At 38.4% G+C, this 21,335-nt stretch carries 21 protein-coding genes; 8 read left to right on the top strand and 13 right to left on the bottom strand.

The genetic code is table 11. The annotated features are described in order from the left end of the window. Positions 1 to 26 precede the first annotated feature (26 nt). Together hutX and hutW are read right to left on the bottom strand one after the other, a co-directional pair. The gene (gene hutX, locus BTO22_RS05600; RefSeq protein WP_105054629.1) at positions 27 to 518 is read right to left on the bottom strand and encodes a heme utilization cystosolic carrier protein HutX; all 492 of its coding nucleotides are present in this window, start codon (positions 516 to 518) and stop codon (positions 27 to 29) included. Between the two features lie 38 nt (positions 519 to 556). Beyond that, positions 557 to 1,915 carry a heme anaerobic degradation radical SAM methyltransferase ChuW/HutW gene (gene hutW, locus BTO22_RS05595; protein WP_105054628.1) on the bottom strand — a complete coding sequence of 453 codons (1,359 nt, stop codon included), beginning with the start codon at positions 1,913 to 1,915 and terminating at the stop codon, positions 557 to 559. A 182-nt stretch (positions 1,916 to 2,097) separates the two neighbouring features. Here hutW and BTO22_RS05590 point away from each other — a divergent pair, with 182 nt between their 5' ends. The 6 genes from BTO22_RS05590 to BTO22_RS05565 are packed head-to-tail and all read left to right on the top strand — an operon-like array spanning position 2,098 to position 6,613. Further along, positions 2,098 to 2,826, top strand: a complete 729-nt coding sequence (locus tag BTO22_RS05590; protein ID WP_181044569.1) for an energy transducer TonB — start codon at positions 2,098 to 2,100, stop codon at positions 2,824 to 2,826. A 16-nt stretch (positions 2,827 to 2,842) separates the two neighbouring features. Then, positions 2,843 to 3,526 carry a MotA/TolQ/ExbB proton channel family protein gene (locus BTO22_RS05585; protein WP_105054626.1) on the top strand — a complete coding sequence of 228 codons (684 nt, stop codon included), beginning with the start codon at positions 2,843 to 2,845 and terminating at the stop codon, positions 3,524 to 3,526. Next, entirely contained in the window at positions 3,523 to 3,942 is a 420-nt protein-coding gene (locus tag BTO22_RS05580; RefSeq protein WP_105054625.1) for an ExbD/TolR family protein, read from the top strand. The genes BTO22_RS05585 and BTO22_RS05580 overlap by 4 nt, the downstream gene beginning before the upstream one ends. After that, positions 3,939 to 4,787: a heme/hemin ABC transporter substrate-binding protein gene (locus BTO22_RS05575; RefSeq protein WP_105054624.1), complete on the top strand. Its 849-nt coding sequence runs from the start codon at positions 3,939 to 3,941 to the stop codon at positions 4,785 to 4,787. Before BTO22_RS05580 ends, BTO22_RS05575 begins: the two co-directional genes overlap by 4 nt. 9 nt (positions 4,788 to 4,796) lie before the next feature. Continuing rightward, on the top strand, positions 4,797 to 5,834 hold the full coding sequence (locus BTO22_RS05570) for a FecCD family ABC transporter permease (RefSeq protein ID WP_105054623.1): 1,038 nt from the start codon (positions 4,797 to 4,799) through the stop codon (positions 5,832 to 5,834). Further along, positions 5,834 to 6,613, top strand: a complete 780-nt coding sequence (locus tag BTO22_RS05565; protein ID WP_105054622.1) for a heme ABC transporter ATP-binding protein — start codon at positions 5,834 to 5,836, stop codon at positions 6,611 to 6,613. Before BTO22_RS05570 ends, BTO22_RS05565 begins: the two co-directional genes overlap by 1 nt. Positions 6,614 to 6,698: 85 nt before the next feature. On the opposite strand, the gene BTO22_RS05560 is transcribed toward BTO22_RS05565, so the two are convergent. The 10 genes from BTO22_RS05560 to BTO22_RS05515 all read right to left on the bottom strand — a co-directional run bounded on the left by BTO22_RS05560 (position 6,699) and on the right by BTO22_RS05515 (position 15,973). Then, a complete protein-coding gene (locus BTO22_RS05560) occupies positions 6,699 to 8,021 on the bottom strand; it encodes a ferredoxin reductase family protein (RefSeq protein WP_258132462.1) in 1,323 nt (440 codons plus the stop codon). A 268-nt stretch (positions 8,022 to 8,289) separates the two neighbouring features. After that, positions 8,290 to 8,643: a 50S ribosomal protein L20 gene (gene rplT / locus BTO22_RS05555; protein WP_045102152.1), complete on the bottom strand. Its 354-nt coding sequence runs from the start codon at positions 8,641 to 8,643 to the stop codon at positions 8,290 to 8,292. Positions 8,644 to 8,682: 39 nt separating this feature from the next. Further along, a complete protein-coding gene (rpmI, locus tag BTO22_RS05550) occupies positions 8,683 to 8,877 on the bottom strand; it encodes a 50S ribosomal protein L35 (protein ID WP_005419080.1) in 195 nt (64 codons plus the stop codon). Between the two features lie 107 nt (positions 8,878 to 8,984). After that, a complete protein-coding gene (infC, locus tag BTO22_RS05545) occupies positions 8,985 to 9,536 on the bottom strand; it encodes a translation initiation factor IF-3 (protein WP_081091546.1) in 552 nt (183 codons plus the stop codon). 3 nt (positions 9,537 to 9,539) lie between these two features. After that, complete coding sequence (gene thrS / locus BTO22_RS05540; protein ID WP_105054621.1) at positions 9,540 to 11,468, bottom strand: threonine--tRNA ligase; 1,929 nt, start codon at positions 11,466 to 11,468, stop codon at positions 9,540 to 9,542. A gap of 224 nt (positions 11,469 to 11,692) precedes the next feature. Then, positions 11,693 to 12,439 (bottom strand): sporulation protein, encoded by a 747-nt coding sequence (locus BTO22_RS05535; RefSeq protein WP_105054620.1) that lies wholly within the window; start codon positions 12,437 to 12,439, stop codon positions 11,693 to 11,695. 82 nt (positions 12,440 to 12,521) lie between these two features. After that, positions 12,522 to 13,604: a site-2 protease family protein gene (locus tag BTO22_RS05530; RefSeq protein ID WP_105054619.1), complete on the bottom strand. Its 1,083-nt coding sequence runs from the start codon at positions 13,602 to 13,604 to the stop codon at positions 12,522 to 12,524. Positions 13,605 to 13,621: 17 nt separating this feature from the next. Next, a complete protein-coding gene (yqfB, locus tag BTO22_RS05525) occupies positions 13,622 to 13,939 on the bottom strand; it encodes a N(4)-acetylcytidine aminohydrolase (protein ID WP_105054618.1) in 318 nt (105 codons plus the stop codon). A 68-nt stretch (positions 13,940 to 14,007) separates the two neighbouring features. Beyond that, complete coding sequence (gene yegD, locus BTO22_RS05520) at positions 14,008 to 15,363, bottom strand: molecular chaperone (RefSeq protein WP_105054617.1); 1,356 nt, start codon at positions 15,361 to 15,363, stop codon at positions 14,008 to 14,010. Between the two features lie 61 nt (positions 15,364 to 15,424). Continuing rightward, positions 15,425 to 15,973 (bottom strand): phosphatase PAP2 family protein, encoded by a 549-nt coding sequence (locus BTO22_RS05515; RefSeq protein WP_105054616.1) that lies wholly within the window; start codon positions 15,971 to 15,973, stop codon positions 15,425 to 15,427. 211 nt (positions 15,974 to 16,184) lie between these two features. Here BTO22_RS05515 and BTO22_RS05510 point away from each other — a divergent pair, with 211 nt between their 5' ends. Continuing rightward, the gene (locus tag BTO22_RS05510) at positions 16,185 to 16,892 is read left to right on the top strand and encodes a DUF3581 domain-containing protein (protein ID WP_105054615.1); all 708 of its coding nucleotides are present in this window, start codon (positions 16,185 to 16,187) and stop codon (positions 16,890 to 16,892) included. Positions 16,893 to 17,435: 543 nt separating this feature from the next. On the opposite strand, the gene gyrA is transcribed toward BTO22_RS05510, so the two are convergent. Then, a complete protein-coding gene (gene gyrA, locus BTO22_RS05500) occupies positions 17,436 to 20,072 on the bottom strand; it encodes a DNA topoisomerase (ATP-hydrolyzing) subunit A (RefSeq protein WP_105054614.1) in 2,637 nt (878 codons plus the stop codon). A 324-nt stretch (positions 20,073 to 20,396) separates the two neighbouring features. On the opposite strand from gyrA, the gene ubiG reads away from it, so the two are divergent. Further along, positions 20,397 to 21,101: a bifunctional 2-polyprenyl-6-hydroxyphenol methylase/3-demethylubiquinol 3-O-methyltransferase UbiG gene (ubiG, locus tag BTO22_RS05495; protein WP_105054613.1), complete on the top strand. Its 705-nt coding sequence runs from the start codon at positions 20,397 to 20,399 to the stop codon at positions 21,099 to 21,101. Positions 21,102 to 21,335: the final 234 nt, after the last annotated feature.

Raw genomic sequence — 21,335 nt, 5'->3', positions numbered from 1 at the left:
TCCCTCTAAATTACATTCTGACTAACTTATTTATATTTTTGTTTTAAGACATTAAAAGCACTAACTTGTTCAGGGATAAGTTGGCGCTTTTTATCACGACCTAAGTAAATTTTAAAAACCGAATGGCCGCTCTGGTCAAAGAATCCAAAGTAATGACTTTCTGTCCCTCTAAATGGTTTACTTACAAGTGCTATATCCGTAATTAAATCCAATTTTAAGTGACCGTGTAACTCACCATTGCGCCCCATTAAATTATAGTAACCGTGGGCAAGCTTCCCTTTAGGAAATGGGGCTTTTACTTCAAAAATTGAACCGAATGAATGGATAATAGTCGTGACATCACCAAAACCGACTAGGCCCTCTAAGACCTCTTGAGCTTTTATCCCATCAATTAACGTGACCATTTCTTCTGGTAAATATTTTACGACCGCACATTCTGATAGTTCTAATTGCTTAGCAATATCACTTGGCAGCAATGAAGGGTTTTGTTTTAGTAGTTCTATAACGTCTTTTTTCATGAATATCTGTCTCTTCTACTTTTAAATTTATATCTGATTTATGCTGCTTTTTCGTTAGCTAAAGATAGCGCAGATATAACTCCTTGAGCCAATGTTACCGACCAAAACTCCCCCGCTAATGTCAGGCTTAAATAATCATCATTAACGGTAACTAATCCATTTTTTTGCCAGTGCTTAAATAGGGGCATTAAGTAATTAAACATATCTTGCTTTGAATGCTGTTGTAATAACTGGCGTGATAAAACCCCACGATCAAACCCTGCTTTGATCATAGAAAGCAATCCTGCCGATGCTGCAGATTGTGTCATCATAGCTATTGGCATTTGGTGAGTATTAATTGCCTCTATATAAGCGCTTAACGTACGATGTTGCATTATACCAACACCGCCAACATTACCTCCTGCACCGCAACCAACAGGCAATACTTCCGCGGTTGTTTTCGCTAAGCTGTTATAAATACTTCTTTCTCTATTATCTCTAGCCCAGTGATTAACACTAAGACGACGCAAATGATGTTTATTCATAAAATCAACACCGTATTGGTACATATACGCTTTTTCTTCTGTTGACGCGGGTTGAGGTAATTTACCGTTTTCAATCATTCCCTTCATTGGCGTCCCGCCCATTTCAATCAGCTGATACAAATCAACACCATGGGCTCCTGTTTCTAAGAAATCCTTTAGATCCTGTTGCCACACCTCTGTTGTTTGATATGGCAAACCATAAAGAAGGTCCACCACAATTGGGGCTTGGTTAGATTGACTAAGTTCTTGAATTCGTCTTAACACATACTCTTTATCATCTAAGCGTTTTGCTGAACGCCTAACTTTGGTATTAAAGCTTTGCACACCAAAGGAAAACCGATTGAACCCACCTTCCAGTGATTTATCAAACATCTCTTCATCAAATCGATTAATACGTCCTTCTAACGTAATTTCACAGTCTGTTGTTAGAGGAAAATAATGACAAATCGCTTTACCTAACTTCTCAATTTGATCCGCACTAAGATCCGTTGGTGTTCCCCCGCCGATGTAGACCGCATGAAATGGGGCAGCTTGTGTCCAAGCTAATTGCGCTTTCCATTTCAACTCAATCATCAAGGCATTAAAATAATCGGCAACGAGACTTTTACTTGACGCATGTTGGAAGAAATTACAATACGTACAACGCACACGACAAAAAGGAATATGTACGTATAAGCAACGGTGATTGCTTAATTCTGTTGTTTCTGACAATGCATTATCAAAGTGCTCAGTAAAATGCGCCTGATTAATAGGAAGTGAACCCCCACCAGCATGAGCTGATGATTTTCTTTGAAAAGCATAAAGCAAAGGTTCTGGAGTGTTTTCACCTAAGATTGATGTGGGTAGATGATGTAAATTTATCTGTTTATTCATGATTTCAATTCTACTTCTCTGCTCTTTACCGCTAAGAGCTTCGTTTCTTCTAACATCATAAATTATTTTTAAATGATAATACAATTGATAATTGATCTCATTTCCATTCCGTTTATAATATTCCTATCTTTTGATGTGTAAATACCAATCTTGATTGGTATAAATTTGATATGGAGTTATTCGTGCTGAACTTTCGTTACCTTGCTGCCGTTGGTTTTTCTTTAGCTGTTCACACCGCTCTGCTTTGGTCTGTGCCAGAAAAGAAAGCATTTGCTATGCCAACAGGAAGTCAATCTTCACAAGTAAATATTCAGTTTGTTGCTCCTAGCGCACCAGCAATGTCTTCAGTTAAAAAAAGCGAGCCGCAGAAAAATGAAACTCTGCCAAAAAAAGTGGAAACGGTTAAAACCCAAAAAACGGTAAATAAGAAAGTAGAAAATACAAAAAAAACTTCAAAAATAAAGCCAAGTAACTCTAAACCACCAGTTAAGAAACAACCAAAACCAGCAGTAGAACAAGCGAAATCAAAACCTACACCTAAAAAATCAGTAACAAAAACAAAACAAGACATTGCAAAAACAGACAGTACAGCAAAACCTGTTGCATCAAAATCAGGGGCAACAGAGAAACCACAGTTAATTCAAAAACCGAACTTCCTTAAGCGTCCTAGCGCTCCTCGTTACCCTCGAATTGCACAGCGTAAAGGGGTTGAAGGAACCGCTTTATATGAGATTTGGCTGAATGAAAAAGGAAAACAAATTAAACAAGAGCTCATCACTTCTTCTGGGGCAAGCGTACTTGATGAAGCAGCACTTAACGCTATACGCGATTGGAAATTTTCACCACAAGTTATTAATGGTCAGGCTATCGCTCATCGCGTTCAGATCCCTGTTCGATTCTCTCTAAACTAGTTGTATGGATATCAACATGCTCAATTTTTCCCATTTATACTCTCAATTAGGCATCATTGCATTGCCGCTTTTAGCCTGCTCTCTCATTACGTTGGCATTAGTGATTGAACGAATAATTCAACTATTACTTTTTTCTGGTAGTTCACATAACTCAATTAAAAAATCTTTAGCACAATTAAATAAAGACGATAACCAAAACATTCATCTATTAATTAAGTCATTAAAACATCGCAGAGCTTTATCTGCAAAAGGCAATGCTATGCTACTTGCACATCGTAATTTCACTAAAACTCTTCGTGAAGATGTCGCTGGCTTATGGTTACAAGAGAAACGATACCAACTACGCTCAGGACTTAGACTGTTATCTTTGATAGGTATGATCAGCCCATTATTGGGGCTATTAGGCACCGTACTTGGTCTTATTGATATGTTTAAAGATGTTGCCGCTACCACTGGCTCAATTACACCAAATATTCTTGCTGATGGATTAGGCCTTGCAATGCGAACCACTGCGATTGGTTTAATGATAGCCTTACCTGCTATTTCAAGTGCCCAACTGTTAGGGTTATGGGCTGACCGTATTTTTTCTCGCTTGGAGCATTCGCTAAACTATACCAATTTATGGATTGAGGGCGTTTTTATCAGTGATGAACCAGACTTAAGAAATGAAGTATCAAAAAATAAAGAGCACTTGGCATGATAAAACTCACGACAGAAAGCCATTCTGACTCCTTGCAGCCAGATCTAACCCCTCTGCTAGATATCATTTTTATTGTGATGGTATTTCTTCTATTAACAGCCACTGTAAAGCTTCAATCCCTTGAAGTTAGCTTGCCTAGCGCAGAAACAGAAGCGGTATCAGATGTAGATAGTAAATCTCTTACAGTAAATATTTTAGAAAAAGCGCCTTATTGGGGATTAGATGGAAAGTCTTACTCTTCTTGGGAGAGTTTTACACAAATATTATTAATTCAAGTAAAACAAAAGCCAGATTTTCAAGTCGTCATCGCCTCTGATAAATCAGCTGAAATTCAACATATGGTCAAATTACTCGCCTTCTTACAAGACAATAAAATCAAAGCAACTCAAATTTTAATGGATGAAAATAAATCATGAACAAATTCAAATTGGCCTCAGCTTTACTTGCTTTAATCATTTCCTCTATGCCCTCAATCACCTTCGCTCAAGAGCGAATTATCAGTGCAGGAAGCGCAGTTACTGAATTAATCTATGCATTAAATGCACAAGAGTCTCTTGTTGCTGTTGATGTCACCAGTAAGATGCCACAAGCATCTAAGTTACCCAAAATTGGTTACCACCGCCAATTATCCGCTGAAGGGTTACTTGCATTGCAACCAACTCAACTCATTGGATCAAATGAGATGGGACCACAAACAACACTGGATTTACTAGCTCAATCGAATATCAAAGTAAATGTAGTAAATACAAAACCAACGATAAAAGGCTTATTAGAGCGTATCGACGAAATTGCGTTACTTACTCATCACCAGAACAATGCACAACATATTAAAGATGAAGTTAATAAAAAAGTGACTCAACTAAACAATAATATTCCAGAAAAATCAAAGCAGAAAAAGGTTCTCTATTTATTACTTCATGAAGGTCGTGCTCCTTACGTTGCGGGAAGAGAAACCACAATGGATGAAATGATACAGCTTGCTGGTGGAATCAATCCAGCGCAAACCCTAATTTCATCATTTAAACCACTTTCTATAGAAGCGATGATTTCAATGCAGCCTGATGTTGTTCTTGTTAGCAACCGTAGCTTAGCCAAATTAGAAGGTATAGATAATATTATTAAATCCATTCCTACATTAGCCTCAACACCTGCGGGGATTAATAAACAAATCATTGGTATTGATGGTTCTGCATTGGTTGGTGGCCTTGGCTTGGCTACGCTTGATGAAGCCGCACGTTTAAATACCCTTCTTTATCCTTAAGTCGTGATTATGTTGTTAAAATATATCTCTTATTCGAAATTATTATGGTTGAGTACTTTTTCTCTTCTACTTATTGCAGTTAGCTCCATTGCAACTGGGCCAATGAACATTACACTAAGTGATAGTTTTCACAGTCTTGCTCCTTGGTCTACTTCTGCTATCCCTGCTCATATTGATTTAATTATTCACCAAGTTCGCTTACCAAGAACCATTCTTTGTATGCTTGTCGGTGCCATATTAGCGATCTCCGGTGTTGTTATGCAGGGCTTATTTCGCAACCCTTTAGCTGAACCTGGAATTATTGGGGTTTCAGCAGGCGCTGCACTTGGAGCCGCCTTAGCTATTGTTCTATTTTCATCAATTACTGAGCAATTCCCTCTATTTATGAATTTTGCCGCAGTGCCTATCTTCGCTTTTCTTGGTGGTGCATTAACGACTTTAATTGTTTATCGATTAGGAACCAGTAAATTTGGTACCTCAATTACAGTAATGCTACTTGCTGGTGTCGCCATTAGTGCTTTATCCGGTGCTGGGATTGGTTATTTAAATTTCATTGCTGATGATCAAATGCTTCGTGATCTCTCTTTATGGTCGATGGGATCATTAGCTGGAGCAAAATGGAATGACTTACTACTTGCAGGCATTGGTCTTATCACTTTACTTGTTTTATTTATGAAAAACGCATCTGGACTTAATGCCCTACTTCTTGGCGAAGCTGAGGCAAAACATTTAGGCATTAATGTTCAATCACTAAAGAAGCGCATGATCATTTTAAGCGCGGTTGGTGTTGGTATCACGGTTAGTTTATCTGGAATGATAGGATTTATTGGGTTAATAATTCCTCACCTTGGTCGCATGTTATCTGGGCCAAACCATAAAACCTTGTTACCTCTTTCAGCATTACTTGGAGGGCTTTTATTAACTGCAGCTGATATGTTTGCCCGAGTCGCGGTTAGTCCGGCAGAATTGCCTGTAGGTATCGTGACTGCCATTATTGGTGCGCCTTTCTTCTTATACTTATTATTTACCCAGCGAGGTAAAATTTAATGAGCCATTCTACGTTAGCTATTTCAGCAAAAAATATTTCCTACCACATTGGATCTAAAATGATTTTAGATAATATCAATTTAGACCTTCATTGTGGTGAGGTTACTACTCTACTTGGGCCTAATGGTGCCGGGAAAAGCACACTATTAAAGCTATTATGTAACGAGATATCATCTTTCAATGACATTCGTTATTTTGGGAAAATGAACGATCAATGGAATAGTAATGAGCTAGCAAAGCGACTTGGTGTTCTTCCACAGCACAGTACGCTTTCGTTTGCCTTTAATGTTCACGAAGTTGTTGAACTTGGTGGTTTGCCGCTAGGACTTTCAAACCAAGACTTGCATAAAATCACTAATGATATGATGAATAAAACAGATATTAATCACTTAATAAATAGGTTATATCCATCACTATCAGGAGGTGAAAAACAACGAGTTCATTTGGCTCGAGTTCTGACGCAAGTGAGTCAACATCAGCAAAAGATCGTAATGTTAGATGAACCTACGTCTGCTCTGGATCTCTCTCATCAGCATAAGACATTAAGATTAGCGAGAGAATTAGCTAATGAAGGTGCAGCTGTTATTGTGGTATTACATGATTTGAATTTAGCAGCCCAATATTCAGACAGAGTTATCGTATTACAAGATGGAAAACTACAAATTGATGGAACACCATGGAAGGCAATAACACCTGAAATGATAGAAAAGGTCTATGGGCATACAACATTAGTTCAACCACACCCTACTTTGGATATACCGGTGGTTTTTGCAGCATAACAAATTTACTATGTATCGCATTATATAAAAGAGCGTACAGACTTACTGTTCACTCTTTTATTTCTATATTTACTATCTATTGTAACTAACGCATTTTAAAGATTTCTTTATGGAAAGCATTTTCTGGTAAGCCATCTTCAACCAACGCATTTTTTAAACTCATCCCAAAGGCTTCTGGCCCACAAAAGCTAACTGAATAAACTTTATTACCAACTTTCTTCAAGACTTGTTCAGGCGTTAGCCTATTGCCTTTCTTTGATTCAACAAGATGTAATTCAATAAAATCCATACTACCTAGAATCGCTTTAATTTCAGTATTAAAAAACGCTTCTTTTTCACTATTTACGCAATAAAATAGATGAATCTTTTTAATCTTATTTTGAGCTGTACTAGATGTTTTTTGAAGCCAATATAGTCGTGAAAGTAGTGGAATAATACCAATTCCAGCCCCTATCCATACTTGGTTAGCATCAGATGACACCTGAAAGTATCCATAGCCTCCCTCCACTGTCACTTTCGTTCTTATTTTGATCTCATTAACTAATTGATGAGTGTAATCACCAAGATCTTTTATCCCAAATTCAACTAATTTTGTGTCTTCATCATAATTTAGAATAGAAAAAGGATGAGGCGCTTCACCGTCATGGAAATTGATATAAGCAAACTGACCTTCTTTATATTGCAGTGAGTTTTCAAGCTTAATTTTTAGACGAATTACTGCTGTTAAATCTGATCCACCCTTAAATTTATCAACCTGTATTACTTTACCTTTTATTTTATTTTTCTTACCAATAGAACCTGTTAGCGAAAGTATTGCGCACCAAACTGAGATAACAGATATCAGTACAATTGCGATATTCATTGGTATTAATGAAAGATCCCATTTGATCAGAAACAGAGTATGAAACACACCGGCTAGCATTAATGCTCCACCAATTTTATGGATCCCTTTAAATTTTTTATAACTGACTCTTTCGACTAAACTGATAATGGTAAAAATGATGAAAAACTTAAATGATATGTCTCCTACTTTTTCAGCAACTGACATCCAATCAATCCCTGTGATTACTCTTTCTTTTCCGCTATGAGATGGACGGACAAGCCAACCAAGTTGCACTGCCCAGTGAGCGCTTTTAATAACTAACCAGTGTAAGATCAAAGTGACAAATGCAAAGATCCCTAATTTCTTATGCAGCACATAACTTTTATCTAGCCCCTTTACTAAACGTTCTACCCACTTAAATCGTGCAGAAAGAATTATCGCAGCTCCCATATAAGCAAAGCCAAGCCAGCCTGTTAATACAATAAGTTGCTTACGCAAGTTCATGATATTATCGAGTTCAAAAAACGATGAAACAAAAGAAGGTAGCCACAATAAAAGAAGCAAAATTGTAAATTTACGCATCATCTATACTCATTAGATTGAATTAATTGCATCAATAATATGCTTTCATAAATAAATCAAAAGTAGATTTACAGTAGCTGTAATTCTTTTACAAAACCTGACATTGATTCAAAAATATTATAAATGCAATAAATCGCTACAAACTGAATATGAGACCGATTAGTGGATTAGTGGATTAGTGGATTAGTGGATTAGTGGATTATCTTACAGGCATAAAAAAGGAGAGCTAGTGCTCTCCTTATTTAGTCTTAAGCCTTTGAAACTGTTCTAATTAAAGAGCAGCTTTCGCTTTAGCAACAAGAGCAGCGAATGCTACTTTGTCGAATACAGCGATGTCAGCTAGGATCTTACGATCGATTTCAATAGATGCTTTCTTAAGGCCGTTAATGAAGCGGCTGTAAGACATCTCGTTTTGACGAGCTGCAGCATTGATACGAGCGATCCAAAGTTGACGGAAAACACGCTTTTTGTTGCGACGGTCACGGTAAGCATATTGACCTGCTTTAGTAACTGCCTGGAAAGCTACACGATAAACACGTGAACGTGCTCCGTAGTAACCTTTAGCTTGTTTTAGAACTTTCTTATGACGTGCACGAGCTTGTACACCACGTTTTACGCGAGGCATTATGTCTCTCCTAAACTAAAATTAAATAAATACTAAAAATTATGCGTATGGAAGCATACGTGCAACTGCTGCTACTTCACATTTTGGAAGTAGAGAGTTTGGACGAAGCTGACGCTTGTTTTTAGTAGTACGTTTAGTCAGGATGTGACGTTTCGTAGCGTGCTTAAATTTGATACCACCAGCAGTTTTCTTAAAACGCTTAGAAGCACCTTTGTTTGATTTCATCTTAGGCATGATGAATATAACTCCGCATTGTTGCGTGATTAAACATATAGTAATTAGGCGAATAAAATAGGATAACTGCGAGCAGCTACCCCACTTTACTACTTGAATGCACTAAATTACTTCTTCTTAGGGGCCAACACCATAATCATCTGGCGACCTTCAATTCTCGATGGGAAAGATTCAACTAGAGCAAACTCTTCAGTATCCGCTTTCAAACGATTAAGAACGTCAACACCGATGTTTTGGTGAGCCATTTCGCGGCCACGGAAGCGAATTGTTACCTTCACTTTGTTGCCGTCTTCAAGGAAACCAGTCAGGTTGCGTAGTTTTACCTGATAGTCTCCAATATCAGTTCCAGGTCTAAATTTAATTTCTTTAGTCTGAACCTGTTTTTGTTTTTTCTTCTGTTCTTTAGCAGCCTTAGCCTTTTCGAAGAGGAATTTGCCATAGTCCATCACACGACAAACTGGTGGCTCGGCATTCGGGCTGATTTCAACTAGATCGACACCTGCTGCAAGTGCAACGTCTAACGCTTCATTTAGTGAAACGACACCAACTGACTCGCCATCTAGACCTGTAAGGCGCACTTCTTTAACGCCAATAATTTCACCGTTTAGACGATGAGCATTTTGTTTAGCCGGCTGTTGGGCTCTTTTTCCGCCTTTAATACCTTATTCCTCCACAGTATTGAGCGTTCGGGCACTAACTTCTTGCTGCAGGAATGCAACAAAATCATCAATTTTAAATTTACCCAAATCTTTACCTTTACGAGTACGTACTGCAATTTCGCCAGCTTCCATTTCTTGGTCACCACAAACAAGCATGTACGGAACACGTTTCAAAGTATGTTCCCTGATTTTAAAGCCAATCTTCTCATTTCTCAAGTCCGCTTTGACTCTAAATCCATTTTTTTGCAGTTTTTTTGCAATTTCTTGTACATAATCAGCTTGTTTGTCTGTAATGCCCATTACAATTGCTTGTTCTGGCGCCAACCATGTTGGGAAAAAGCCTGCGTAGTCTTCAATTAAGATACCAATGAATCGCTCAAGAGAACCTAAAATCGCGCGGTGAATCATCACTGGTGTGTGACGTTCGTTATCTTCACCTACGTAAGTGGCCCCTAAACGCTCTGGTAATGCAAAATCGAGCTGTACTGTACCACATTGCCACGCACGGTCCAGACAATCATGCAAAGTAAATTCAATTTTCGGTCCGTAGAATGCGCCCTCACCCTCTTGAATCTCATAAGCGATATTCATCGACTCTAGAGCAAGGATTAAATCGGCTTCTGCTTTATCCCACATTTCGTCAGAACCCACACGTTGTTCAGGACGTGTAGATAGCTTAACTACGATGTTTTCAAAACCAAATGTAGTATATGTATCATAAACCATCTCGATACAAGACTTAACTTCAGCTTGTACTTGCGCTTCTGTACAGAATACGTGTGCATCATCTTGAGTAAAGCCACGAACACGCATGATGCCGTGCAGAGCACCTGATGGCTCATTACGATGACATGAACCGAACTCAGCCATACGTAATGGCAGATCACGGTATGATTTCAGACCTTGGTTAAAGATTTGAACATGACCTGGGCAGTTCATAGGCTTGATAGCGTATTCACGGTTCTCTGAGCTTGTTGTGAACATCGCCTCTGCGTATTTATCCCAGTGACCAGAACGCTCCCAAAGTACACGGTCCATCATTAATGGGCCTTTTACTTCTTGGTAATCGTATTCTGTTAGTTTTTCACGGATAAATACTTCTAACTCACGGAAGATTGTCCAACCGTTATGATGCCAGAAAACCATACCTGGTGCTTCTTGCTGCATATGGAACAGATCAAGGTGCTTACCAATTTTACGGTGATCACGCTTTGCAGCTTCTTCTAGGCGGATAAGGTGTGCCTTAAGCAGTTTCTTATCTTGAAATGCAGTACCGTAGATACGTTGAAGCATTTTGTTGTCGCTATTACCACGCCAGTATGCACCAGCAACGCTCAGAATCTTAAAGTTCTGGCAGAAGCTCATGTTTGGAACGTGAGGACCACGACACATGTCGATGTATTCTTCATGGTGGTATAAACCTGGACGATCGTCTTTAGATACATTTTCGTCAATGATTTCAATTTTGTACGTTTCGCCACGAGCATCGAATGCATCGCGAGCTTCTTGCCAGCTTACGTTCTTCTTGATTACTTGGTACTTGGTTTTAGCAAGGTCTTTCATACGCTTTTCAATCTTATCAAGATCTTCTTGCGTTAAAGAATGCTCCATATCGATATCGTAGTAGAAACCGTTATCGATAGTAGGACCAATCGCCATTTTAGCTTCTGGGAAAAGCTGCTTAACTGCGTGACCTAAAAGGTGCGCACAAGAGTGACGAATGATTTCTAAACCATCTTCATCTTTTGCTGTGATGATTTCAAGTTGTGCATCATTTTCAATTAAATCACACGCATCAACACGAACGCCATCAACACGACCAGCGATACAAGCTTTCGCAAGACCTGGACCGATGTCAGCAGCAACATCCATAGTAGAAACAGCATTATCGAATTGACGTTGAGAACCGTCTGGAAGAGTAATTACAGGCATGTTTTATCCTTTACAGTGGTGTTGCACACGAAGCAACACATGCTAAAAATTAATAAGTCTAAATAATAGATTGTTTATATGATGTAAGAATCAATCAACCACACAAAGGTCGGGAACACTCACAAGTCGGTCATTGTACGACTCTTAATCAGCTAATGCAAAAAAGAATCGAGATCACAAAAATGATGTCGATTCTTTTAATATATTTAAAATAAAAACGTTAGCTATACACGTAATATCTTTTGCACTGCATTATGAATCTCTGCACTTGATGCATTAGTATTTAGTGAAAACGACACATATTGGTCACCGCGATTAAAGCCCATTGAACGATCAACCTCAGCTAAACAATGAAGAACTTGACCATCGAGAATAAATGACAGTTCAATCTCTTTTTTATTAATGAATCCATTACTTCTAAATTCAATCTCTTGGTAACCGCCTGAATGAGATTTAAAGTGACCACCATTAAGGTAGCCCTGCTCTACATCTGCTTTCACCATACTAAAGCCTGCTTGTTCTATTTGATGAATGATTGTTGCAGCAACGGTCATTGGTTTAACAATCAGTAAATCACGATCCGTTGGATCAATTGCAAAATCAATATCTAGTACGGTCTCAACCCAAACATCACAATGATTATTACGAACATTCAATGCTGTGATCGGAGTTTCATCAGGCAGCTTAATTGTGAATCGCATTTCCTGCTTCTCCCCTGCTTGGATAACAAAAGGATTTACTGCTTGAGTATGAAACAGAGTCAATGTTTGATAACTAGTACCGTTATCGTTTTCTACTTTAACTTCTGTATTGAGTTTTAAGTGAATTGCATCAATTTTCTGCTCAACATCGCCACCTTGGATATGAACAGTCCCTATTAGGGTGTCACCTTGAAATAACTCTGGATTTTCTAAAATGGTATCTACCTTTGCGGCACCTATACCTAACGAGGCTTTTAATTTTTTAAACATCCTTTCGTCCTTTTATATGCTTTTTTTATTCAATTCTGTCCGAGGCTACTTGCAACTAAAAACTTAGTCTCAATCTTTTAGATTAGGTACCTAAAATTTGCATGGGTAATTGTAATAAAGCATCACCACTGCTAGCAAAGTACCAGATAATCCCAATAAGTGAACTTACTAACCCTACATACCATGCAGTCGATACAAGCTGTCCATACTTATCTAATGGCAATAAATGGCTATGATGACGAGCGCGCCACTCAAATACGATTTCAAGACTTCCCATAATAAGTAAGAAACCAAAAAGTGCGAGTCCTAATTGGTAACTCAATATAACACCGCCAATTGCAGCCAACGCACATAATGTAATACCTAATTTACTGTTCATTGAAAAGCTAATACTCTTCAGAACATGACCACCATCTAAAGGGAGTATTGGAAGTAAGTTAAACAAATTCAAAAAAGCATTAAAAACGGCAAGACCAGCAAAAAACATTTCGCCAGTAATCCAATAAACAACCATCAATATTAAAGAGAGGAGCAAGCCAAAGAATGGTCCCATAATAGAGATAACAACATCTTGCCAACGGGTGTTTATTTTCTCATCACTAAGGGCTAAACCGCCTAAAAATGGAATTAAATAAATACCTTTCGTTTTCATGCCAAAGTATTTCATTGCTCGAATATGACCGTACTCATGAAACACAAGACAGGCAATAAGTGATAATGCAAATTCAATAGAGAATAACCAGGAATATGCAGCAATACTGGCAGATGCCAATACCACTTTGATCAATTTTGCACTTTTTAGCGCTTTCATGCCTAGCGAAACAAGACCTATTAAACTAAATTTTCGCTCAGCTTTAATCGGTGTATGTGGCACTTGTTTCTCAATGTCTTTTTCGTTACGACTGCCTTCTGAAACTAACTCTCCATCAACGGTGGCACGATATTCAATAAGAAACGGTTGCCAAGTTACTTTGGCTTCTAACTGACAAGTTATCTCTTTATCACCTCGAGTTAATTGAAACTCATGGTGGTAATTATCATTATGATCAGCTGATGCCACGTGCTGAGCAACTAAAGTATTACCCCAAAACACTTGCTGCCAACCAGCCATTGAACCTTCTAAACGAAGTGGCTGCCCTAAAAAGTCAATAGATAATAGTTCCATTACTTACCTTTACTCTCTTATACTAAATGGTACGAAATAACGTACAGCTGACCTTTATTTGGATAGATCTCTTCAATGATGTTTTTAAGCTCTTCTAAAGTCATGTTTTCTTGTTCTGCATGATACTGATTAAGATCGTCAAAATTAATTGGGTCAACAGCATCAATTGCTAGGCGACAAAAACGACGATTATCTTCATAGGTACTCACTTCGACTTCTGTTCCTACCACGTAATCTTTTTCAGATTCATCACGAATGGTGATTACTTTTTTACCTGACAAAATATCGGCTTCAAAACGTTCAAAAAATGTCATGGCTGTCGGTGCTACTTTCATTGTATTTTCCTAATATAATTCGAGCTGCGACAGTGCAGCTCGAAAATTAACTATTGATAAAAATGGTGTTATTGACCAAAACAGTAGTTAGCCCAATGCGCTAGGCCAGCAGTTACCGAACCAAAGTAATTCCCCCCAACAATTTCAATGTTTGGTAATTGTTGCTGTAAGGCTGCTCGTAAAATTGGTGAACGAGCTGAACCACCTGTAACATAAATAATGTCTGGCGTTCGACCAGCTTGCTGAATCGCTTCTTTTACTAACTTATTGATGTTGTCTTGTGGCTTTGCAATCGCTTCTGCTAAATCTGACTGATTAAGAGATAACGATAAACCTTCATCTAAATAACTTAAATTAATCGCATGCTCTAGGTGTTCTGATAACGCGATTTTTGTTTGTTCTGCATCTCGCAATAATTTATAGCTTAATTTCTCATCATAAAGCTTAATTAAACGCGCTAATTTTTCAGGCTCTTGAGTATCGTTCATCATCTGTAAAAGGTGTTTACGGTTACCAAAACCAAAGAAATCTAATTGAGCAACAATATTATTAATTGCAATTGGGTTCCAGAACTGTGTCATTGGTAACTCAAGGCCTTTATGTGTACGGCTTTGAGAACCCAATAATGGCATTAATTGACGATGTGCTAAATGGATATCTAAATCATTACCGCCAATACGAGAACCACTGTGAGATAAGATCCCTTTGGTACGATCATGATGCTCTCTCCATGACGGTCCCATTTGGATCATTGAACAGTCTGTTGTACCACCGCCAATATCGACAATAAGAACTGTTTTGTCTTCATTTAGTGTTTGTTCGTAATCTAGGCCAGCAGCAACGGGTTCAAATTGAAATTCAATATTCTTAAAGCCAACACGTATGGCCGCACGAGATAATATTGAAATCGCTTGACTATTTGCTTCATCACTCGCTGCACCTTGAAAGTTTACAGGACGACCGATAACTGTGGAGGTGATATCTTGTTGTAGCTCTTGCTCTGCTTTGTTTTTGATGTTCTTCATCATCGCAGTAACAAGATCTTCGAACAAGCTAACTTGAACATCACGCAGACCAGAAACCCCTAGGAAGGACTTTGGTGATTTAACGTAATAAACATCTTCAGGATCATCAATGTAAGTATTCAGTGCTGCTTGGCCAAATGTCATCGACTCAGCATCGACATCAATATCTTCTTCACGGTTAAATGAAATAGCGGTATGAAGTAAACGTTCATTAATATCTGTACTTGGTTGTACACCCCAAATACGGAATAGATACTCAGAAACAGCTTCACGTGTAGGCGCACATAACGCTGAAGGAATAAAGGTGCTATCCCCTTCTAGCTTTAATAGCTTCGCTTGATTATTTTGGATGGTCGCCACTGAGCAGTTGGCGGTTCCGTAGTCAAATCCAATAAACATGTTGTACACCTAGCATCGATAAAAGGGAGCCGATTTTACTCGCTTGTTGTCCCTTTGCCAATCAAAATGAGAAAGATGCTGCTATTCCAACCTGATCTTGATTAATTACAGGCACAATCATCACTTGATTTGAGTCTATATACTTATCAGTCACCAAATATTGAATCGTTGTTGCTAATACTGCACCTGCAATAACGTCTCGCCAGTAATGATGATCATTCTCTACTCGTGAATATCCAACTAACCCTGCACCGAGGTAAGCAGGAAGACCGTACTCCCAACCGTAGCGAAACTGTAAATAAGACGCCCCTTGAAATGCTGCAGATGAATGCCCTGAAGGAAAACTTAAATCATCCTCACCGTTTGGTCTCTCTTCTCTTACTGTATATTTTAATGCTTGTGTTGCTGCTAACGTATAGGTTGCGCCTTTAGCAAACATCCAAAAACCATCATAGTCTTCTTTATATAAAGCAATTGAACCTGCAATGATTGGAATTCCTACAGCACCAATATCAGCAGCCATATCTCCTGATTTTTTTTCTTCTGCACAAGCAAAAGAATTCATAAAAATAAATGAACCTGCTATTCCTATTTTTACTAATGATTTCATTGGTGCCCTTTATTTAAGCAATCACTGCATTTAGGTATTATTTCTGATAATTATAACGACTAAAACGTGAAGTAATTGTCAATTTATCTACAATTTGAAACGTTTAACCGATTGTTTTTACGTTTATTATGACTGGATAGACCATTTGACGATAAGAGATTGGGTATACTTACGCTGTTATTTCATTAGCTAGGTTTTTACCAAATATATTATGCAGTTAAATCAATATTTTTCGGAAACAGATAATTCATTCGAATTCACCCGTCAGCAAGCAAGTGATTTTGCAAAAAAAGTAGCTGGTGATTTCAATCCTATTCATAACGTAGACTCAAAACGTTTCTGTGTTCCTGGTGATTTATTGTTTGCCGTTTTACTATCTAAAACGGGCATTAGTAACAAAATGCATTTTGACTTTGCCGGAATGGTAGCTGGCGGGACAGCTCTGCATATCAATCACCTTGAAGAGGGTGAATATTCATTATCAGACGAAAACGATAAAGAGTACTTGCACGTTAGCCGTAGCGGTGAGAAAAATTTAAACCCTGAGTTTATCGAGCACGTAGTAAAACAATACGTTCAATTCTCTGGCATGAACTTCCCTCACATCATGGTTCCATTAATGGAAGAAAAGCAATTAATGATTAATTGCCAACGTCCTTTAGTCATTTATGAAAGTATGGATGTAGAGTTTACCCGTCTAGATATTTCAACACCAAGTGTTGAATTTACGGGAGCAACTATGGATATCGAAGGTAAACGTGGCCTTGTTAAATTAAACTTTAAATTCACCGAAAATGGTGAAGAAGTGGGTCACGGCACTAAACGTATGATTGCTACGGGCTTAAAGGCTTATGATCAAGCGGCAATTGATGATCTTGTTGAAAGATTTACTGCATTGAAAGTGGCTTATAACAGTTAATCTTATAAAACATAAAGTTATTTACAAAAAGGAGCATATTGCTCCTTTTTTTTGTGAATAAATCAAGATAAATCACGATCTGCGCTATTGTTTTACGATAAATATCATACGATACTTAACATATACCTATAACGATTATGAATGCGATGAGCTTCATAACATTACTAAAGCTGGCTAGAATGAAATCAACAATCGATATCAAAGAGCAAGAACAATCCAGGCGATCTACACTAAGAGATCCCCTTTCCGAAAAAAAAACATCCCCACTTATAAATAATCATTACACATGCTGCGAATGTTATGCCGCTTGGTTCGGAAAACCTATCTGCATAGCGTGTGGAAAAGAAAAATTTGTTGTCATCACTAATTTATATTCCGAAAGGGGTAAATTTGATATCTTTTAATTACTCGCTTAATTAAGATTGAAGTCTATCTCATGATAATATCTATATAACGTAAGCAGTCATTATTTGTCCTTAATACCGAACATAAAAAAGCCCGCTTATTTCTAAGCGGGCTTTTTAAATACATTACAGTAAAATATTACTCTTCTGTGATATCTTCATCAGATTCAGCTTGAGGCATATCACCAGCTTCAGTAGTTACTGCCGCTTCTGTGATCTCACCCTCTTCACCTTCAAGGATTTCAAGTTCTTCTGGTTCATCAATGCGTTGTAGGCCAACTACATTTTCATCTTCAGCAGTACGGATCAGCGTAACACCTTGGGTATTACGACCCACTTGGCTTACTTCTGATACGCGAGTACGAACTAGCGTACCTGCATCAGTAATCATCATGAACTCATCACCATCTTCAGTTTGAACTGCACCAACAACGCTGCCGTTACGCTCAGAAACTTTGATAGATACAACACCTTGTGTTGCACGACTCTTCGTAGGGTACTCAGAAAGTTTAGTACGTTTACCGTAACCATTTTCTGTCACTGTTAAAATGTCACCTTCATTTGAAGGAACAATTAACGAAACAACCTGATCTTCACCAGTTAGCTTCATACCTCGAACACCCGAAGCAGTACGACCCATTCCACGAACATGTTCTTCGTTGAAACGAACCACTTTACCAGCTTTAGAGAACAGCATGATTTCATTTGAACCATCAGTGATATCAACACCGATCAATGAATCATCTTCACGTAGATTAACTGCAATCAGGCCGTTTGCACGTACTTTAGCAAATTGATCTAGAGATGTTTTCTTAACCGTACCATCACCTGTTGCCATGAAGATAAACTTATCTTCAGAGTATTCAGATACTGGTAGAATCGCTGTAATACGCTCACCTTCTTCTAAAGGAAGAATGTTAACGATAGGCTTACCACGAGCAGTACGGCTAGCTTGAGGAAGTTGGAATACTTTCAAGCTGTATGCTTTACCACGTGTAGAGAAGCAAAGGATATTATCATGAGTATTAGCAACAAGTAGACGCTCGATATAATCGGTGTCCTTCATCTTCGTTGCACTCTTACCTTTACCACCACGACGCTGAGCTTCGTAATCACCTAGGATTTGGTACTTAACATAACCTTCACGAGAAAGCGTTACTACTACGTCTTCTTGTGTGATTAAGTCTTCCATGTCGATATCGTGAATTGCAGCACCAATTTCAGTACGACGCTCATCACCATAAGTATCACGAACGGCTACTAATTCGTCACGGATAACTTCCATTAGACGTTCAGTGCTTGCAAGGATATGCATTAGCTCTGCGATTTCGTCTAATAAAGCTTTGTATTCATCTAGAATTTTTTCATGTTCTAAACCAGTTAAACGGTGTAGACGTAATTCTAGGATAGCTTGAGCTTGTTGTTCCGTTAAGAAGTATTTGCCTTCACGGATACCAAACTCTGGCTCTAACCAATCTGGACGAGCTGCATCTGTACCTGCACGCTCTAGCATGTCAGCTACGTTGCCAAGATCCCAACCGCGAGCGACTAGGCCTAGTTTAGCTTCTGCTGGAGTCGGCGCATTTTTGATTAGCTCAATGATTTCATCAATGTTTGCTAATGCTAGTGCTAAACCTTCAAGGATATGAGCACGATCACGCGCTTTGCGTAATTCAAAAATAGTACGACGAGTTACCACTTCACGACGGTGATCAACAAAACACTTCAACATTTCTTTCAAGTTGAACAGTTTTGGTTGGCCATTGTCTAGTGCAACCATGTTTACGCCGAATGTAGTTTGAAGCTGAGTTAATGAGTACAGGTTATTAAGAACCACCTCACCTACTGCATCACGCTTACATTCAATAACAATACGCATACCATCTTTATCAGATTCGTCACGCAGTGCTGAAATGCCTTCTACTTTCTTATCTTTAACAAGCTCTGCAATCTTTTCAATTACACGGGCTTTGTTTACTTGATAAGGGATCTCAGTAACAATAATGGTTTCTTTGCCATTCTTGTCAGCTTCGATGTTTGCTTTAGAACGCATGTAAACTTTACCACGGCCTGTTTTATATGCATCAACGATGCCTTTACGACCGCTGATTAATGCAGCTGTCGGAAAGTCAGGACCTGGAATGTAGTTTATTAGCTCATCGATAGTGATATCTTCATTCTCGATAAATGCTAAGCAACCATTAACCACTTCTGTTAAGTTATGAGGTGGAATGTTTGTTGCCATACCAACAGCGATACCTGATGCACCATTAACTAATAAGTTAGGTACACGAGTTGGTAATACCGCAGGGATTTGTTCTGTACCATCATAGTTAGGAACGTAGTCTACGGTTTCTTTGTCTAAATCTGCCAACAGTTCGTGAGCAATTTTCGACATACGAACTTCGGTATAACGCATCGCCGCCGCTGAATCCCCATCGATAGAACCAAAGTTACCTTGGCCATCAACAAGCATGTAGCGTAGTGAGAACGGCTGCGCCATACGTACTATCGTGTCGTATACAGCACTATCACCGTGTGGGTGATATTTACCAATTACGTCGCCGACTACACGGGCAGATTTTTTATATGGTTTATTCCAATCATTACCTAATACATCCATCGCAAATAAAACACGGCGGTGTACAGGTTTTAGACCATCACGCACATCTGGAAGAGCACGACCAACGATTACTGACATCGCATAGTCTAGGTATGAACCTCGAAGCTCATCTTCAATATTTACGGGCGTGATCCCTTTAGCAAGATCGCTCATAGAGCCAATATCCCTCAATTAGTTCTGTCGTATCAATATCAATTACTTTATCAATCATACTATCTATAAAGACAAAGTAATTGATACTGATAAACGTGCAAGATTGCAAAATATAGCACATAACACTTCTATTTCGCATCGTTTTAATTCGTAAAACAGCTCTTAAGCTTAAGAATCCTACGAAATCGGGAGCAAGTCACATAGCTGAGCATCATATTCTTGAAAAACCTCATAAAAAGCGGCGAAAAAATCACCATTTTAAAGTCTCTCTTTCTGTTTTTTTTCTGTATATAATGAAGGGAAGACAAAAAAGGAATAATTACTATGACTCAGCAGTTAAATGTCGATCCGGCAGAAATCAAAAAATTTGAAGATATGGCGTCTCGTTGGTGGGATCTTGAAGGTGAATTTAAACCATTACACCAAATTAATCCATTACGTCTGAACTACGTATTAGATAGCGCTAATGGCTTATTTGGTAAAAAGGTATTAGATGTGGGCTGTGGTGGCGGCATTCTAGCTGAGAGCATGGCAAATCAAGGTGCTGATGTTATTGGATTAGATATGGGGAAAGAGCCTCTAACTGTTGCTCGTTTACATGCTTTAGAGACGGGCGCTACATTAGAGTATATTCAATCAACAGCAGAGCAACACGCCGAAGAGAACTCTGAAACATATGACGTAATTACTTGTATGGAAATGTTAGAGCACGTTCCTGACCCACTTTCAGTAATCCGCTCATGCGCAAAGATGGTAAAACCTGGTGGACACGTATTTTTCTCTACATTGAATCGTAATATCAAATCTTACTTATTTGCTATTGTTGGTGCAGAACAGTTGCTTAAACTGGTACCTAAAGGCACCCATGACCACGATAAGTTCATCCGCCCTTCTGAATTATTGAAGATGCTAGATCAAACGGCATTACAAGAGCAAGGCATTACAGGCTTACATTACAACCCATTAACAGATGTCTATTCATTAGGCAAAAATGTGGATGTTAACTATATCGTCCATACTACTTTATAATCCCTAATCATCGCCTATCATAATTTTCACTCTTTATCTGTGCTCTTAATACAAATAAAGAGTGAATTAATTTCAAAATACTTCAATTCTTATCTTGTTTACTAAAGCTCCATTAATGCTAAATTTAGAGCAACAAATCAGCAATTTTTTTTGATTCTTAGAGATCCACCTAAACCACAAAAATCAAGAAAAATATTTTTTCTACTGTCTACTTCTCCACCATTACGAAATACG

The organism is Aliivibrio sifiae (assembly GCF_002954705.1).
In the GTDB taxonomy this organism is placed as follows: Bacteria; Pseudomonadota; Gammaproteobacteria; order Enterobacterales; family Vibrionaceae; genus Aliivibrio; species Aliivibrio sifiae_A.
This window is presented reverse-complemented; position numbering and strand designations above follow the sequence as displayed.

Bases quoted from the DNA above. Each gene is read 5' to 3' on its own strand.
- hutX (WP_105054629.1), bottom strand. From the start codon at position 518: ATGAAAAAAGACGTTATAGAACTACTAAAACAAAACCCTTCATTGCTG.
- BTO22_RS05575 (WP_105054624.1), top strand. From the start codon at position 3,939: ATGAACAAATTCAAATTGGCCTCAGCTTTACTTGCTTTAATCATTTCC.
- rpmI (WP_005419080.1), bottom strand. From the start codon at position 8,877: ATGCCTAAGATGAAATCAAACAAAGGTGCTTCTAAGCGTTTTAAGAAA.
- gyrA (WP_105054614.1), bottom strand. From the start codon at position 20,072: ATGAGCGATCTTGCTAAAGGGATCACGCCCGTAAATATTGAAGATGAG.
- yegD (WP_105054617.1), bottom strand. From the start codon at position 15,363: ATGTTTATTGGATTTGACTACGGAACCGCCAACTGCTCAGTGGCGACC.
- ubiG (WP_105054613.1), top strand. From the start codon at position 20,397: ATGACTCAGCAGTTAAATGTCGATCCGGCAGAAATCAAAAAATTTGAA.
- hutW (WP_105054628.1), bottom strand. From the start codon at position 1,915: ATGAATAAACAGATAAATTTACATCATCTACCCACATCAATCTTAGGT.
- BTO22_RS05530 (WP_105054619.1), bottom strand. From the start codon at position 13,604: ATGGAACTATTATCTATTGACTTTTTAGGGCAGCCACTTCGTTTAGAA.
- BTO22_RS05535 (WP_105054620.1), bottom strand. From the start codon at position 12,439: ATGTTTAAAAAATTAAAAGCCTCGTTAGGTATAGGTGCCGCAAAGGTA.
- yqfB (WP_105054618.1), bottom strand. From the start codon at position 13,939: ATGAAAGTAGCACCGACAGCCATGACATTTTTTGAACGTTTTGAAGCC.
- BTO22_RS05570 (WP_105054623.1), top strand. From the start codon at position 4,797: ATGTTGTTAAAATATATCTCTTATTCGAAATTATTATGGTTGAGTACT.
- BTO22_RS05560 (WP_258132462.1), bottom strand. From the start codon at position 8,021: ATGATGCGTAAATTTACAATTTTGCTTCTTTTATTGTGGCTACCTTCT.
- BTO22_RS05565 (WP_105054622.1), top strand. From the start codon at position 5,834: ATGAGCCATTCTACGTTAGCTATTTCAGCAAAAAATATTTCCTACCAC.
- BTO22_RS05515 (WP_105054616.1), bottom strand. From the start codon at position 15,973: ATGAAATCATTAGTAAAAATAGGAATAGCAGGTTCATTTATTTTTATG.
- thrS (WP_105054621.1), bottom strand. From the start codon at position 11,468: ATGCCTGTAATTACTCTTCCAGACGGTTCTCAACGTCAATTCGATAAT.
- BTO22_RS05580 (WP_105054625.1), top strand. From the start codon at position 3,523: ATGATAAAACTCACGACAGAAAGCCATTCTGACTCCTTGCAGCCAGAT.
- BTO22_RS05510 (WP_105054615.1), top strand. From the start codon at position 16,185: ATGCAGTTAAATCAATATTTTTCGGAAACAGATAATTCATTCGAATTC.
- rplT (WP_045102152.1), bottom strand. From the start codon at position 8,643: ATGCCTCGCGTAAAACGTGGTGTACAAGCTCGTGCACGTCATAAGAAA.
- BTO22_RS05585 (WP_105054626.1), top strand. From the start codon at position 2,843: ATGCTCAATTTTTCCCATTTATACTCTCAATTAGGCATCATTGCATTG.